The 16,529-nt window shown below is 48.6% G+C and carries 14 protein-coding genes; 5 read left to right on the forward strand and 9 right to left on the reverse strand.

All coding sequences use genetic code 11. The features are described 5' to 3' along the window. Positions 1–182 precede the first annotated feature (182 nt). The 3 genes from ABGV42_RS28630 to ABGV42_RS28640 form a co-directional block, all read right to left on the reverse strand. Positions 183–1,121 carry a nucleoside hydrolase gene (locus tag ABGV42_RS28630; protein WP_347384756.1) on the reverse strand — a complete coding sequence of 313 codons (939 nt, stop codon included), beginning with the start codon at positions 1,119–1,121 and terminating at the stop codon, positions 183–185. 101 nt (positions 1,122–1,222) lie between these two features. Then, on the reverse strand, positions 1,223–2,293 hold the full coding sequence (locus ABGV42_RS28635) for an ABC transporter substrate-binding protein (RefSeq protein WP_347385234.1): 1,071 nt from the start codon (positions 2,291–2,293) through the stop codon (positions 1,223–1,225). Positions 2,294–2,533: 240 nt separating this feature from the next. Next, entirely contained in the window at positions 2,534–2,878 is a 345-nt protein-coding gene (locus tag ABGV42_RS28640) for a Na-translocating system protein MpsC family protein (protein WP_095290982.1), read from the reverse strand. Between the two features lie 359 nt (positions 2,879–3,237). On the opposite strand from ABGV42_RS28640, the gene ABGV42_RS28645 reads away from it, so the two are divergent. Continuing rightward, the gene (locus ABGV42_RS28645; protein ID WP_347384757.1) at positions 3,238–4,152 is read left to right on the forward strand and encodes a hypothetical protein; all 915 of its coding nucleotides are present in this window, start codon (positions 3,238–3,240) and stop codon (positions 4,150–4,152) included. Positions 4,153–4,410: 258 nt separating this feature from the next. Beyond that, positions 4,411–5,154, forward strand: a complete 744-nt coding sequence (locus tag ABGV42_RS28650; protein WP_347384758.1) for a DUF3105 domain-containing protein — start codon at positions 4,411–4,413, stop codon at positions 5,152–5,154. A 184-nt stretch (positions 5,155–5,338) separates the two neighbouring features. Here ABGV42_RS28650 and ABGV42_RS28655 read toward each other — a convergent pair whose 3' ends face one another. Together ABGV42_RS28655 and ABGV42_RS28660 are read right to left on the reverse strand one after the other, a co-directional pair. Then, positions 5,339–6,292, reverse strand: a complete 954-nt coding sequence (locus tag ABGV42_RS28655) for a nucleoside hydrolase (protein ID WP_095290977.1) — start codon at positions 6,290–6,292, stop codon at positions 5,339–5,341. Between the two features lie 234 nt (positions 6,293–6,526). After that, positions 6,527–8,758, reverse strand: a complete 2,232-nt coding sequence (locus ABGV42_RS28660; RefSeq protein ID WP_347384759.1) for an MMPL family transporter — start codon at positions 8,756–8,758, stop codon at positions 6,527–6,529. 175 nt (positions 8,759–8,933) lie between these two features. Here ABGV42_RS28660 and ABGV42_RS28665 point away from each other — a divergent pair, with 175 nt between their 5' ends. Both ABGV42_RS28665 and ABGV42_RS28670 read left to right on the forward strand, forming a co-directional pair. Further along, positions 8,934–9,557 carry a TetR/AcrR family transcriptional regulator gene (locus tag ABGV42_RS28665; protein WP_347384760.1) on the forward strand — a complete coding sequence of 208 codons (624 nt, stop codon included), beginning with the start codon at positions 8,934–8,936 and terminating at the stop codon, positions 9,555–9,557. A 114-nt stretch (positions 9,558–9,671) separates the two neighbouring features. Then, entirely contained in the window at positions 9,672–10,274 is a 603-nt protein-coding gene (locus ABGV42_RS28670; RefSeq protein WP_347384761.1) for a GNAT family N-acetyltransferase, read from the forward strand. A gap of 32 nt (positions 10,275–10,306) precedes the next feature. Here ABGV42_RS28670 and ABGV42_RS28675 read toward each other — a convergent pair whose 3' ends face one another. Further along, positions 10,307–11,203, reverse strand: a complete 897-nt coding sequence (locus tag ABGV42_RS28675; protein ID WP_347384762.1) for a diacylglycerol/lipid kinase family protein — start codon at positions 11,201–11,203, stop codon at positions 10,307–10,309. Positions 11,204–11,552: 349 nt separating this feature from the next. Here ABGV42_RS28675 and ABGV42_RS28680 point away from each other — a divergent pair, with 349 nt between their 5' ends. Then, positions 11,553–12,146 carry a hypothetical protein gene (locus ABGV42_RS28680; RefSeq protein ID WP_347384763.1) on the forward strand — a complete coding sequence of 198 codons (594 nt, stop codon included), beginning with the start codon at positions 11,553–11,555 and terminating at the stop codon, positions 12,144–12,146. A 104-nt stretch (positions 12,147–12,250) separates the two neighbouring features. Here the strand turns inward: ABGV42_RS28680 and ABGV42_RS28685 are convergent, their stop codons facing one another. The 3 genes from ABGV42_RS28685 to ABGV42_RS28695 are packed head-to-tail and all read right to left on the reverse strand — an operon-like array spanning position 12,251 to position 16,397. Continuing rightward, a complete protein-coding gene (locus ABGV42_RS28685; RefSeq protein ID WP_347384764.1) occupies positions 12,251–14,134 on the reverse strand; it encodes an ABC transporter ATP-binding protein in 1,884 nt (627 codons plus the stop codon). Next, positions 14,131–15,858, reverse strand: coding sequence for an ABC transporter ATP-binding protein (locus tag ABGV42_RS28690; protein WP_347384765.1), 1,728 nt, complete (start codon positions 15,856–15,858; stop codon positions 14,131–14,133). The genes ABGV42_RS28685 and ABGV42_RS28690 overlap by 4 nt, the downstream gene beginning before the upstream one ends. Beyond that, positions 15,855–16,397 carry a MarR family winged helix-turn-helix transcriptional regulator gene (locus ABGV42_RS28695; RefSeq protein WP_347384766.1) on the reverse strand — a complete coding sequence of 181 codons (543 nt, stop codon included), beginning with the start codon at positions 16,395–16,397 and terminating at the stop codon, positions 15,855–15,857. Before ABGV42_RS28695 ends, ABGV42_RS28690 begins: the two co-directional genes overlap by 4 nt. Between the last annotated feature and the right edge of the window lie 132 nt (positions 16,398–16,529).

Raw genomic sequence — 16,529 nt, forward strand, 5'->3', positions numbered from 1 at the left:
ACGAATCGTTCTTTCGATCGCTGTTATCCTTGGATTTTCTTGATCTCCTTCTTATAGAAGGAAAAATCCAAGGATAAAGGCGAACGCTTCGCTTCTACAGAATCGATTTCGTCCCCTCCACTAGCAGCGAAATACGTAAGGACTGATTTTTAGACTGAACCCAAATTCCGTAAAGATCATAGCTACGCATTTAACGCGCCTATAAAAAGTTCAAGGAACGCTTCCGCGTCCACCGTTTCACAGACAAGCGTGTTGGGCTGCTGGCCCAAACGGTTTTGAAAGTCACATACCATCTGGCCATCGCACAGGCGGCTGGCCGTTTCGACATCCACGTAATACGATTTGCGTCCTACCAGTTCCGGTGCAAGGGCAACGCCTACTGCCAGCGGATCATGCAAAGCGCAAGCCCGGATGCCGTTCATTTCCTCATAACGCTTGATATAAATCTCTGTGCTCTGAGCTACATAAGCACGCAATACGGGATCGGTCAATCGGCTGATCGCTTCTTCATTAAGCAGCGTCTGACGCGTGACATCCAGACCGACCTGCGTAAGCTTCTCAATGCCGGCATGCATTACGATGCGTGCCGCCTCGGGGTCAGCGTACGTATTGTACTCTGCCGTCGGTGTGATATTGCCATGTCCACGTACAACCCCACCCATGAAGATGACTTCCTTCAATAAAGAAGGCAGTTCTGGACACTTCAGCAAAGCAAGTGCCAGATTTGTTAATGGCGCAGTCTTAATCAGCGTAAGTTCACCCGGATACAGCTTGGCTTGCTCCACAATAAAGTCCGGCGCAAAGCCCTCATCCGCTTGCTTGGACACTGCCGGATCAGGCAGCGCACCACCTAATCCATCCTGTCCATGTACCCGATGTTCATAATGTGATTTGCGGGTGAGCGGACCAGCCGCTCCGGCAATCACCGGAATTTCAGACGCATCTGCCAGTTCCAGAATCTTGCATGTATTATCCGTTGCCTGCTGGAGCGATACGTTCCCGCAGACCGTGGTAATGCCGAGAATGTCCAGCTTCTGGCTCTTGACGGCCAGCAAAATGGCCAGCGCATCATCAATACCCGTGTCCACATCCAGGATGATGCGTTGTAACGCCTTAATCATACGTTCTCCACTCCCCTACCATTTATCGTGCTTGCTGCAAATGTTGTTTCCCGATAAGTCGTTTGGGCTGTCGTTCTGATCAAGCTCTATCCCATTATTTCTTATTGTGCAATTTCACGGTTCCAACGATCTGTCCATGCTTTCGCTTGTTGATTCACGAATTCCATATCCAGCTTGTTCAGCTTCTCAACCACGTCAGCACCATACGTTACGCCTTCCGCTTCTTCAGCAGTCAGTTCAACCTTGGTGTTTACCGGGGAATCGACTTTGGCTTTGGCGGATTTCGCTTGTACATCCTGGCTCAGCTGCCAGTTGATGAACTCTTCGGCGAGCTCTTTGTTTTTGCTGTCTTTAACCACGTTGATTGTATTCATGACAGCATATGCGCCTTCGCTAGGTGCAACAAACTTCGCATTTGGCACGGCTGCTTTCAGATCTTTGAAATACATTTCCATGATCGGTCCGCCTGCAATCTCTTCTTGCGAGAACATGTTCACGAATTCGGACGTTTGGCTGTAGAATTTCACGACATTGCCGCTCAATTCTTTCAATTTTGTAAATGCTGCATCTTCGTTAAATGTATCGTTTCCGGCTACGCGGGAAGCTGCATCCACGACCATTGGGCCTGCTGTTGCCGTAATATTCGGGATCGTCAGGTTATTCTCGAATGCCGGGTCCCACAGATCACTCCATGAAGTCACTTCTTTGGAAACGAGGTCCGGATTGTAGGCAATACCGAGCTGTCCAATCGTGTAAGCCGGGCCATAATCTTCGCCAAGCGGTGCTTTGGCAATATCGTAAATATCATTAATATTCGGAATTTTGGAACGGTCAATTTTCTCAAACAGACCTTCATCAATGCCTTGTTGTGCATAGTAGTCGGACAAGTAGATGACATCCACATTCGAAGTACCTTGACGGATTTTGTTCAGACGCTCAGCGTTGTTGCCGACTTCAAGCACGATATCCACATTATGTTCTTTTTCGAATGGACCAAATACTTCTTCATTGAAGAAATCTTCGGAGAAGCCCCAAGTCGAGATCACCAATTTGTTAGCTGCTGTTCCCCCGCTGTCTGATCCGCCAGTCGCATCATCCGTACTGCTGCCGCAACCCGCAAGTAATACCGATGTCATTGCCACTGCTGCCAAACCGCTAATCCACTTTTTCATCATGATCCTGAATTCCTCCTGAAATGTGTGATGTGTACTAAAAAAAAAACAAAAAGAAAAGCATTCTTGTAAGAACAAGAACACTTTTCTTCGTAAACAAAGGAAAGCGACACCCGCTGCCGGTACATCATTGGTTTCTGCTTCAGAATCAATCCGAAGACTAGACGCCATCATATGAAATTGTCAGGGACGATATAAACGAAACGCGAGCATGACCCGAATCGAACCAGTCGATCCACGTTATGCCTGTTCCAGAATGATATTCGTAATGGCCCACTGCGTGGACGCATCGTAATCCCTTAGTACAGCTTCAATTGGCAAACCCATGTGCTGCTCGAGCTTCTCCCGGAATTTCTTCTTATATAAGACAGACATGCGGAAGTCCACTTCCAGCTTTAAGCCGGGGGCCTCCCCTTCCAGGGCGTCAGAGCGTGGCGAACGTCGGTGCTTGGCAAAGAAGGTCACAATATTCTGATCCACGGTCACTCTCAGGAGAGTGGTACCGAAGCCGAATAGTTCCTTCGAAATTTCGTTGTAATACTGGCACATCTTTTTCTTGCTTTCATTACTGTCCAGCAGTTCCATGAATTCACCTTCATAATTTACTACCGTACATTCGACGTGTTAACACGTTTGATTATACATAAATATGAGGTGAGAGGCAACCCAAAAGATATACTTAACATGCAAATAACACATAAAAGCGAACGATGGCCAAAAAAACACTGAAATTCATATGCCAATTCTGCTGTATACGAAAACTCTCTACCTCATGACTTCCTATAATATTGTTGCTTAATAACTCATTTTTGATACACAAGTCACTCCATTTGGGAAATTACGGTTATTAATTTGGCTGTAAACATAGACAAAGTTCGGCACCAGCCGTTAAAATGAGACAAAATGTATGTGTTACTTAATATATGAAATTGGAGGCTCATCCCATGAAATGCCCAGTATGTAATCATGAAAATGGAAGTGCACATTACTGCGAGAGGTGTGGTACAGATCTGACTCAGTCCTCATCTTCCTCGACAGCTCCCCGTGACCACGAATCAGCAGCTGCTGCCGAATCGGAATATACACGTTGGTCCAGTACCCAAGCATCATCTTCTCCATCCGTCTCATCCCATACTCCATCGGCTCCAACACCTACTGAACAGGGATATGACACTTCACGCCCAAATAACCATTCGTCTGCTGGAGACAGTAACACGAACCAGTGGAATAATGTCATGCAAAATGAGAAAGTTCAGCAAGCCAAAGAAGTCAGTAAACAGTACTTATCCTATTTTCTTAGCATCCTAGCCCGTCCTTATCAGGCCATGAAAACCGTTGGCGAACAACATGCGCTGAACGGGTTGATTACGATGGCTCTCATCGCAATCCTGTCCTCTACATACTTTTTGCTTACCTTCAGCCGATTGGATATGGGAGGTTTATTCGTAGCCGGATTCATTCGCCCGCTGCTGTTTACCGTCATAATCCTGATTGTGGCCGTCGTACTGATCTACGCTGTATTGAAAATAGAGAAAGTCACGTTCCGTCCGAAAACGCTTGTGGCGCAGTATGGTACCCTACTCGTTCCGTCCGTTGCAGCCCTCGTACTCGCGAACCTGTTTATCTTTATTTCATATCCAATTGCGATCTTCCTTCTGGTTGTTTCTTATGTCATTGTTTTTGCAGGCTTGAATGCAGTGCTGTTCCAATATCCGCTTAATCGTACCAAGTCAGCCCTCGACAGCATGTATACAGTACTTATTGCCAACGTTGTTTTGCTCTATATTTTGTACCGTTTGCTCGCAGGCTCCATTATTGGAATTCTGGGCATGATGCTTTCGCCTTTTGGTCGTCTGTAAGCAGCACTTTATATTGAATTGACATTTCGGAAAGACTCCTCTGCATCGTTCAGAAGAGTCTTTTTTCGTTTCCCGATCCAGGATTGCACTGGCATCTTCGATACACTATAATGTGTAGTGCAAACCTTATGTTTGTATTTACGTACCGATGCACTTCACTATCTTCCTGATGACGGGTTCTTGGCGCAGCCTAACACTACGTATTGTAGTGAAATTAATGCTATTTCCATTTTAGAAAAGAAAGAAGAGGGTCAACCGATGAATCACGATATGAATCACATGCAAATGAACCACGAGGCAGGAACATCTTATCTGTGGCTCATTGTAGGGGCAGTCCTGCTGCTGCTATCCATCGTAGCTTATATCCTTGCTTCACGTACACAAGGCAAGGTACTAAGTCATATGAAGAAAGAGGAACGAGCCACCATCAAGAAGAAAAGCCGATCCATCCGGCTGGCTGCACACGCATTACTCGGTGTCTCCGTCATAATCCTTATTCTTTTCTTCACACAAGGCGCATTCGACAAATATGACGTGGCTGATCTTAACGCTAACGCCAACATTGAAGTCACGGATGACCCTTACTATGGTGCAGAGCATACGGAAGAGCCTATCGATTACGACATGGCCATTCCTACTTCAGGTCCCCATAATCCACATGATATCAAGTTTGGCTTTTACACCGATTTCCCGGGGTATCCTTATCTTGTTCACAATCTGGAGCATGGCGATATCATCATCTATTATCGTGAGAATGCCAGTGACGAGTTGAAGGAACACCTGAAATATCTGACCAAGTTCCGTGAGGCTGGATCCGGCATTCTTGCTGTACCCAACAAGGATATTCCAGAGGGCAGTGAAGTCGTCGTGACTGCCTGGACAAAAACGATGAAGCTGGACACCTTCGACGATGCCAAAGTCGGTACATTTATTAACCGGTATATTAACCAGGGACCCGAGAAAATCCCTCCTTCCATCCGCCAGGGTGGCGGCACCATGTAATCCTTGATGCTCCATTACCTTGCCAATCCAGTAATCACCGCATTACGCTATGGCATGCAGATACATTTTTTAAGACTGAATATAACAAAAAGCCGCACGGCAGAAACCCGGAGAAATCCCGGGCCATCTGCCTGCGGCTTTTTACGATCCTTTTATATAGAAGACAACGATCTGGTTGTCTGGATTAGTAGCGCTGCGGAGCAGCCTTTTTACCCAGATCGGTCATATACGTGAAGAATGCATCCGGATCCGTATCGTACACCAGTTGTACTGGACGTCCGTCTGCTTGCTCTACCGTACGTCCTTGGCTAGGACCATCCGGAATTACGATGCAATTCACGGTTTTCTTCTTCACGATATCTTCGCGCCCAACGGAAGCCGTTGTCAGCACGTCCCACAGATAATACGTGGAATTCGTTTCGCTATACACCAGTGGCGGGCATCCTGCATAACAGTTTCCGAGGAAATCCACACCTTCGAAGCGGCGCTCTGCTGCCCAGCGATTACGAACAGCAGGTGTAAGAGGTACTTTGTTCGTGCTTTCCAGTGCAACCAGGTCAATCTGGATGCCGCTCTCCCATACGCGATAAGCTGCTTCCGGATCCCAGAAGACGTTCCATTCGGCTGTACCGTCATGCTCAGGCTCTTCCACGTTTCCTTTTTCAAACGTACCGCCCATCCATACCAGCTTGTCGATTTTCTCTTCAATGTCTGGTGCTTCGTCAAGTGCACGTGCGAGGTCTGTAAGTGGGCCGGTAAACAGAAGAAGTGTTTTGCCTTCTGTGTTACGAACCTTCTCAATCAGGTGCTGGTGAGCCGGAACAGCTGACAATGGAGCTTCCATTTTGCCAGATTCGTTCAATATAGGCAGTGCATCTACATAAAAGGAGTGCAATCTCCACGCTGCAGGAAATGGATTCTTGCCTCTGGAATTGGATTTCGATACTTCTACGGAATATGTACCGAAGCGATCAATAATTTTACGGCTGGCATCTGTCGCTGGCTCCAGATATCCGTCTGCCGGAATAACCGATACACCTGTCACTTTTACATTGTCCATCTGCAGAAGCATAAACAGCGATACGAGGTCATCCACGCCGCCGTCATGGTTAAAATACACGTTAAGTTGGTTCGTCATTGCTTACTTTCATCCTTCCCCTGGTTGTCCCATTGATGTTCTTCCCATCCGTCAGCCCTCTGGACCAACGTTCCTTCTATTATGTCCCAAAACCCTGTTATACGTAAACCGTCCCCTCATAGTTGGCATAAAAATGCGGACAGTGCTTGTTGTCGCACTGCCCGCATCTTCCAAGTCCATGCCCTGCTCATCGAGCCTAGCATGAATGAATACATCCTGATTCTCAACTTCAGATTACATGGAGGACGTTTGCTTCTCGCCTGCTTCCTCGGCGACAGGCTTGTATTTGCCAGGCCAAAATGCCCATTTACCCAACAAGGCTGTAATGGCAGGCACCATGAACGGGCGAACAAGGAAAGTATCCAGCAGCACACCCGCTGCCGTAATAATCCCGAACTGCACCAGTACCTGAATAGGCAGTGTTGCCAGTACGGCAAATGTTCCTGCGAGTATCAGTCCGGCCGATGTAATGACCGATCCCGTTTCACCTACACCTTCCTTGATCGCTTGGCGAAGTGGCATCGTTTTGCGTTTCTGCCAGATGCTTGAGATCATGAAGATGTTATAGTCCTCACCCAGTGCGACCAGGAATACGAAGGAATACAGCGGAATCGCACCCTGAATTGCATCTGCACCAAGCCCATAATGGATGATGAGCCATCCAAGTCCAAGTGCCGAGAAGTAGGAGAGCACCACGGTGGCGATCAGATACACCGTAGCGACCACAGAGCGCAAGTATAACAAGAGCAGCAGCGTGATCATCCCAATGACAACCGGAATAATAATGCTTGCATCCCGTTCTCCGGCTACCTCGATGTCATATTGCTCTGCAGTCTGACCATCAATCCAGACATGACTGTCCACGCCCGTGATTCCTGCATCGGTCAATGCCTGCTCAGCTGTTGCCCGCAGGTCCGGAATATGCTGCATGGCCTCCATCGAGTATGGATTCAAGTTAAACTCGACATCATAGGCGGTGATGTTGGCATTATCAGCACCCTGCTGAGCTTCACCCACCTTGCTTACGTAATCCAATGCTTCGAGACGCTGCTTCAGATCGGTTTCCTTGCCCTCTGCATCAATAATGATCTTGGCTGGGGCCAATTCGCCTTCGGAGAACTGTTCCCCAATGACCGTAAACCCTTCACGAGAAGGTACATCTTCCGGGAAGGAAGACAGCAGGTCATACGTGAATTTGATCTGGCTGGAGAAGGCAGCAAGTCCACCGAGCAGTACCAGCGTAATGGCCAGTACAGTCCATGGCTTGGTGATGACGGTGCGGCCAATCCAGCTTTCCTTGATTTTGCGCGGAGCCGGAGCCGGTTTGCCTTTTTTCTTGGCGCGCTCCACTTCCATATCATGCGTACGCGGTACGAACGGGTAGAATGAACCCCGACCGAAGATTGCAAGCAGTGCCGGAACCAGCGTCAGGCTGGCAATAAACATGATGAAGATGGACAAACTGAATGGAACGGCAAAACGATGATATGCACCGTACTCAGCCAGCAGCAGCACCAGCAAGGCTGCAACGACTGTGAATCCACTCATGGCGATCGCACCGGATGATCCGGTAATGGCCTGGAACAATGCTTTCTTTTTATCCGGCTCATGGTACAGAATCTGACGGAATCTGGAGATCATAAACAGGCAGTAGTCCGTTCCTGCTCCGAACAATAATACGGTCATGATGGAGATGGACTGTGCATCAACCGTTATCCAGCCCTGATCCGCCATAAATCCAAGAATTGGACTTGTGACCATGTAGGCGAAGCCAACCGCAATAATGGGGATGATCGCCAGTACCGGGGAACGGTAGATCAGCAGCAGCAGTACCAAAACGAGAACCACTGTTGCAATCAACAGGGATACGTCTGCCGATGAGAAAAGTCCGCTTGCATCAATGGATATACCTACAGGTCCGGTGACCCGTGCGCTTAAGGTGTTGGCATCATCAATGGCTACGTCAAACGGGTTGGAGCCGAAAATGTCCTCCGTTTTCTGTTCAACTGCCTCTATGCCTTCCTGCAGCTGTTCAGAGTCTGCACCTTCATTGAAGAAAAGCGGCATAACCAGCGTACTTCCGTCTTCCGACAACTGGCCTTGAATTGCCTGTGGCGGTAATTGGTACAGCGGCACAACCGCTTGCTGCTGCTCTACCGGATCCTGATCCAACCGCTCGGTCAGCGCCTGAATCTGTTCAATCTGCTGATCCGTCAGCCCGCCGGCTTGATGCCATACAATTAATGCCGGGAGGCCTTCCCCGCCTGGAAATTCCCTCTGGGCAATCGCAGCTGCCTGTACCGATGGTTTGGAATCACTCAGGTCTTGTGCGTTATTTGTCTCGCGCTCGCCTACAGCTGGCCACAACACGCCGAGTACAACCGCAATAATAATCCATACTAACAGTGTAATCCATTTGGTTCGTTTGCCCGCAACCCAGCGGCCGTAGCCCGATCCTTCTTGCATCGTTTCTTCATCTCCTGTTCTGTTTCTATGAAACCGTATTGTATATGAATTGTAGAAATGAACCACGGGTCATAGTATAATCGAGTTAATTATATATACCGTAAGGTTAATATTGCAATACTAATTTTTTGAACACTTTATGCCAAGATAATTTTTATGTAAAGAGGTATGCCCCATGACTAAAAAAACGACGCCTTCCCGGTCACCAGGAAGACCGAAAGCAGGTACCGATCAGACATCGGTCCAGTCCAAAATACTGATGACTGCTTCGCAGTTATTCATGGAATACGGTTATGAACCCGTCTCCCTTCAGCAGATTGCCTCACTATGCCAAGTGACCAAGGCGTCCATCTATTACCACTTTTCCAGCAAACCCGAGCTCTTCACTGTTGCCATAACACGGATGATGGCCATGGGCAGGCAGCAGACGGCTCTACTTTTGGAAGAGCCCGGATCATTGCAGCAGCGGCTGGAGAATGTCGCTGCAGCCAAAATGCAGCAGTCTCATGTGGATACGGAGACAATGATGCGTGAAGCCGAATCCTATCTGAGTGCCGACCAGCTTGCTCAGATCCGTGAAGCCGAGACCCAGATCTTCGATGTTCTCGCTGCACATTTCAAACAGGAGATGGATAACGGTCATTTTCGGACTGCGAACCCTATGCTGCTCGCCCAGGCGTTTACATCCCTGCTCATGCTGGCGAACCGCGAGGATGTGCGCACGATGCATGGAAGCATTGGAGAGCTGGCGCATGAGCTGGTTGCTTTGTTTTTGAATGGGGCCGTTCAGCGAAAGTGAAGTATAATTAACTGAGAGATACTCATGTTCGTATCCATTAATTCGTACAGTCCATTTATAATGGCAGACCCTTTGTCATGCCCGAGGTTATGACTTTTTTAGGAGGTATCACTTATGTCCCAACCTACATCATCCCCGCGTGTTCCCCGTCTGCTGGAGACAGAACGCATCTATCTTCGTCCCTTCGAGACGACGGATGTCGATGACTACTTTCCTGGTCTGTTTGACCCTGAGATGCGTAGACTTACAGGAACACAGAACAGCTTTACCCGCACACAAGTGGAACGCTTTGTTGAGAACGCAGGTCAGGATGATTCGCGACTCATGCTGCTCATTGCCTTACAGGAAAATGACCAGCTCATCGGCGAGGTTGTCCTCATGGACATGCATGCCAAGAACCGCAGCGCACACCTGCGAATAGGAATCGATCGTGCAGAGCACCAAGGCAAGGGCTATGGCAGCGAGGCGCTGCTGTTGATGCTAGATTATGGTTTTGGCATCTGTAATCTGCACCGAATTGAGCTTGAAGTGTACGCCTTCAACGAGCGGGCCATTCAAACCTACGAGAAGCTGGGCTTCCGGCGCGAAGGGACACGAAGAGATGTATTGTATTACAATCATCAATATCACGATGCCATTCTGATGAGCATGCTGGAACATGAATTCCGTGAACGGCATACCACTAGTCAGATGACAAGCCCTACGGAGCAAGGTTGAATGTTCAAGAAAAAAAGAAACCGGAGACGTGCTTAGTACACATCCCCGGTCAAAAAAGTCAGATGACCCGCCAGCACCGACAGCTCGGCGGGTGTCTTCATGTACAATTCGCCATCCGTATCAGCAGGCATAGGAGCATCCGTCTCCAGAAACAGGGTTGATGCCTTGAAGTAACTGATACTTTCATTCTGAGGCTGCCACTCTCCCTCCGGTTTGTGGGACAAAATCTCTCGCAGCAGCGGGATACCCGTCTCATGAATAACGAGGATGTCCAGTTCACCGTCTTGCAGCGCATCTGGGGCAAAGGGCAGTGAATTCGTTCCAAGAAACCGTCCGTTAGCCGCATAGATCATGACGGCTTCGCCTTCCATCGTTTTGCCGTCCGCCTCCATCCGGTAATGAAAAGGCTCCGTATTGTTAATGGTCTGCAGCGTACTGATGAAATAACTCAGCTTGCCCAGCGTACCCTTCAGGTTGGAGTTAATATTCTGCGATGTATCACTGATTAATCCGATGCCAAAAAAGTTCGTGAATACCCGATCATTGGCCCGTCCCATGTCGATTGAAACAGCGTGACCTTCAAGCAGCTGACGTGCCGCAGTCTCCACATCCGGTGACAGTCCGAGTGAACGCGCAAAATCATTACACGTACCACCGGGCAAAATCGCAATCAGCGGCGGGTTCTGCAGACTCGCCAGTCCGTTCACGCATTCATGCACCGTACCGTCTCCACCCAAAATAAAAACGACATCGAACTGCTCCCCGCGTTCTCGGCACAAGGCTTCCCCCTCTCCGGGTTCATCCGTACGTACAACAACAAGCTCACGAACGGCAGGCGCAAGTACCCCGGTTGCAGTACCTACAGCATCCACACGACTCGCTTTTCCGGCATGATTGTGATGAATTAACAACGCTTTGTTAAATGTCATCGCTCTCTTCCTCCATTCTAATGCTTGTTTACCCTTTAGCCGCAAAGGTTGAAGCAGTAACGATACCTTTCGATGAGACGATTACTGAACAACTTGTAATGAACAGCCAACATACACACCATAATAACAGGTGTAAATATAACCGTGCCTGCATCGTAATCCCCTCACATCCGTAATAACTAGAAGACGTTCACGTTCATGGCAAACAGGTAATTCCCTTTTTTTACTAAACGCAAGAAAGAGAGAAAAGGTTACCCCATACGATATATTCCGCTCCACTGGAGAACGAGCCATTCAAAAGGAGCTAAATTGGTTATATCTTTACCATATACGAATGGAGGGATTCCCTATGATTCCGGCAACGTTGGAACAATTGGAGCAAGTCCGCAAGGAATGCCGCACTATGGTGCGCAAGAGAGCAACCGCATCTGCTGGTACTACGCTTGTCCCTTTACCCGGTACAGACGTACTGGCTGATGTGGGGATGCTGATGCAGCTATTGCCTGCCATTAACAATAAATTCGGATTATCGCAAAAACAGCTCGATGGGATGGACCCCGAGACCAAATCCATGATTTACGGATTCGTGGTGTCCATCGGAAGCAAAGTGATCGGACGCATGGTAACGAAGGAACTTGTCGTCCAGGTGCTGAAACGGGTCGGGATCCGCGTAGCCACCAAATCCGTTGCCAAGTTCGTCCCGCTTGCAGGCCAAGGTCTTGCCGCGGCTCTCAGCTTCACGGCCATGCGTTATGTGGGTAACAAACATGTCGATGACTGTTATGAGGTCGTGAAACGCATGATCGAACAGCGGGAGCGGATTCCGGGTGAACCCATTCCTTCTGCTCTTCAAGAAGCGAGCACGGACGCGAAGCTGGAAGTGAAGTCGGATTCCATTGATGCCGCAGATCAAGCAGCTGTGGTGGAATCCAAAGACAAGTAATTCAATTCAACCTTGCGGCAAAAATGATAATCTACAACAAATAAGCCGGGGCTCCCATCAGGGAGTCCCGGCTTAATTTATATTATTTTATGCAATCCTTCTAATCAGATCGCCTGCGGCTGCTGCTCTGCAAACTGGCTGTTGTACAGATCTGCATAAAATCCTTGCTGTGCCATCAATTCCTCATGATTGCCCTGTTCGATCACATTACCGTGATCCATGACGAGGATGAGATCCGCGCCTCGAATCGTGGACAAACGGTGTGCAATAACGAAGCTGGTACGATCCTTCATGAGATCATTCATCGCTTTCTGAATAAATACCTCGGTCCGTGTATCGACGCTGCTCGTTGCTTCATCCAAAATAAGAATGGACGGGTTCGCCAATATGGCTCTGGCAATCGTCAGAAGCTGTTTCTGTCCCTGAGAGATATTCGATGCTTCTTCGTTCAGCACCGTATCATAACCATCAGGCAGCGTACGGATAAAGTGATCGGCATGCGCCGCATCTGCTGCCGTAATCACTTCCGCTTCGGTTGCCCCCTCACGTCCATAAGCGATGTTGTCCCGAATGGTTCCGTTAAACAGCCATGTATCCTGAAGCACCATTCCGAACAGACTGCGCAGCTTGCCGCGTTCCATGTCCCGGATATCGATACCGTCGATCGTAATTTGGCCTTCCTGAATTTCATAGAAACGCATCAACAAGTTAATCAGTGTCGTCTTACCGGCTCCAGTTGGTCCTACAATGGCTACGGTCTGACCCGGTTTTACATCAATATTCATATTTTTGATAAGCAGTTCATCCGTTTTATATCCAAAATTAACGCCTTGGAACGCAACCGCTCCTTTAGGCTGTTTTAATTGTACTGGCTGGTTGGACTCAGGAACCTCTTCCTCTTCATCCAGCAGCTCAAATACCCGTTCCGCCGAAGCGATGGTGGATTGAATGATATTGGAGATGTTCGCAATCTGGTTAATCGGCTGTGTAAATTGACGAGAGTACTGCGTAAACGCCAGAATATCCCCGATCGAGATGGCCCCGCGCGTAACAAAGATCCCGCCGACCACACAGATCAGAACATAACCCAGGTTACCAACAAAGCTCATGAGCGGCATGATGATCCCTGAGATAAATTGGGCCTTCCAGCCGGATTCATACAGCTCTTCATTCACTTTCTCGAATTGCTGCACCGATTGTTCTTCGCGTCCAAATGCTTTTACGACCTTGTGTCCGGTATACATTTCCTCAACATGTCCGTTCAGCTCACCAAGTGATTTCTGCTGACCGGCAAAATGCTTTTGTGAACGGGAAGCTACCAGCATCACAACGATTACACTGAGTGGCAGCGTCAAAATGGTGATCAGCGTCATCCATGGACTAATCGTCAGCATCATGATAATTACCCCGACAATGGTTACGACAGAAGTAATAAACTGTGCCAAACTCTGCTGAAGCGTATTACTGATGTTATCCACATCATTGGTCGCCCGACTGAGCGTCTCCCCATGGGTGCGGGAGTCAAAGTATTTCAGTGGCAGCCGGCCTACTTTGGCGCTGATCTGCTCACGCATGTCATAGACCACCCGCTGGGCAACGCCAGCCATCAAATATTGCTGAATATACATAAATGCTGCACTGAACAGGTACAATCCCAGGAGCAGGTACAACACTTTCATTAATGCCGAAAAATCAATCCCCGCGCCCTGTATGCCCTGCAGAATGGCAATGGCGCCTTGGCTCAAGATATCGGTTCCTTCAGCCATGACCTTCGGACTGATAATGCTGAACACGGTACTGAGAATCGCTGCAACCAGTACACCGAGCAGGCGATAACGGTGCGGCTGGAGATACTGGATCAGCCGCCGCAGTGTACCTTTGAAGTCCTTCGGCTTCTCGCCCGGAGGACGCATGCCCATACCACCACCAGGGTGACCTGGTCCGCCGGAACGTGGTGCTCTGCTTTTATGTTCGGTACGTTCACTCATGCGATCTCCTCCTCTGTCAGCTGGGATGATACAATCTCGCGGTACACTTCATTGTTCGCGAGCAGCTCCTTATGGGTGCCGGAACCGACAATGCGTCCTTCATCCATAACCAGAATCCGATCCGCATCCATAACTGTGCTAACGCGCTGGGCCACAATAAGCACCGCAGCTTCAGTCGTTTCGGATTTCAATGCTGCCCGTAGTTTGGCGTCTGTTTTGAAATCTAGGGCGGAGAAGCTGTCGTCAAAAATATACACTTCCGGACGGCGAACAAGTGCGCGTGCAATGGACAAACGCTGTTTCTGTCCGCCAGACACGTTATTACCACCTTGAGCTATAAGACTGTCATATCCTTCTTTCATCTCGGAAATAAAGTTCTCGGCCTGAGCGGTCCGGGCAGCATGAACGATTTCCTCCATCGTGGCGTCATCCTTACCATGACGGATATTCTCCGCAATCGTCCCCGTAAAGAGAACTGCCTTTTGTGGCACAAAGCCAATTTTTGCCCGTAAATCTTCCTGACTAATTTCACGTACATCCGTACCGTTTACCCGCACGCTGCCTTCCGTTACATCATAGAAACGGGGAATAAGGCTAAGCAGTGTGGACTTACCTGATCCCGTACCGCCAATAATGGCTGTCGTCTCGCCAGGACGGGCCGTAAACGAAATACCCGATAGGGCAGCATTCTCTGCTCCCGGATAACGGAAGGTAACATTGTCGAATTCAATGGTGCCCTGCAGAGATTTCATACTGCGCGGCTGCTCCGGATCACTAAGGTCAGGCTGCATATCCAGCACTTCGTTGATCCGTTCTGCGGATGCAGAAGCTCTTGGAATCATGACAAAAATAATGGAAACCATAATCAGCGAGAACATAATCTGCATCGCGTACTGGATAAACGCAATCAGGGAACCGATATCCATGTTCCCACTGTCTATGCGCTGTCCTCCGAAGTAAAGAATGGCAATCATGGAGAAGTTCATGACAAGCATCATGACAGGCATCAATGTCGCCATCAGAACGTTAACTTTAATAGAAGCATCTCTCAGATCCGTATTCGCGCCGTTAAAACGAACGCGTTCATGTTCTCCGCGGTTGAAAGAACGAACAACACGAATACCTGTCAACTGTTCACGCAGAACCAAATTCAGACGGTCGAGCTTTTTTTGGATTTGTTTAAATAGCGGGAGACCTTTGGCCCCAATCAGAGCAATAGCACCAGCCAGTACAGGCAGCACTACGAGGAAGATAGTGGACAACTTGGCGTCTTGGGATACCGCCATGAAAATACCACCGATACACATCATCGGAGCCATGATCATCATGCGCAGCATCATCGTTAATACGTTCTGAACCTGTGTAATGTCATTCGTCGTACGAGTAATCAGTGATGCGGTACCGAGCTTATCAAACTCCTGCAGCGAGAAATTCTCCACGTGGCGAAAAACCCGGCTTCGCAGCTGTTTGGCGAATCCGCCAGCTGTACGGGAAGACAGGTAACTGGCTATCACGGAGCAAGCCGTTCCTGCGATGGCAATCACCAGCATCCAGCCGCCGATTTGCCAGATGTACGGAACATCGCCTTTGACGATACCATCATTGACGATATCCGCCATCAAGGTTGGCAGGTACAGCTCGGCGAGCGATTGCAGCAATACCAGACCCAAAATGAAGATAATGGGGATTTGATAAGGCTTGAGCATGCGAAACAATTTCATCATGGCGTATCATCTCCTTCTGTCGATTGCTCCTTTTGAAGGGAAGCAAGAGTATCAAAAAAGCTATATACTTTCGTCAGCAGCTCGGCTAACTGGGTACTGTCTTCCTCTCCCAGATGCTCAACCAATCGGTTGAATATCTGCATGCGCTCTTCATGAGCAGCCCGAATAATATCACGGCCTGCTTCCGTAATCGTAATGCGCACGGCACGGCGATCGTCGGGGTCCATTGTTCGTTTGACCAGTCCCTCGTCCTCAAGACCACGAATGACTGGGGTGATTGTCGGAGATTTTACTCGCAGCAATGCACTAATCTCTGATACTTTCAGTCCTGGATGATCTTCATTCAATTCGCTGTTGAAATCGGGGGGATTATCTCTCCAATCCAGACGTTCTCCCGGATGTGAGCCGTGGAGCAAACAGGCCAATACCATAATTTCATTATGGTTGCGACCGTGGGGCTTATGCTGCCTCCATTTGCCTTTATTAAACTGCATAATGGAATACAGCAGCTTCTGGGCCACTGGATCCAGACCTGTCATATAGGGGTCCTCCTTTTTTACATTCTCAATGAATTCTCAATTAACATAGGATCACTATTAAATAGCACATCAATTAATTAGGCTACCTAATTATATTTCCGTCCGTATTGAAAGTCAAACAGGTAAATGACA

The sequence above is a fragment of the Paenibacillus pabuli genome (assembly GCF_039831995.1).
GTDB lineage: Bacteria > Bacillota > Bacilli > Paenibacillales > Paenibacillaceae > Paenibacillus > Paenibacillus pabuli_C.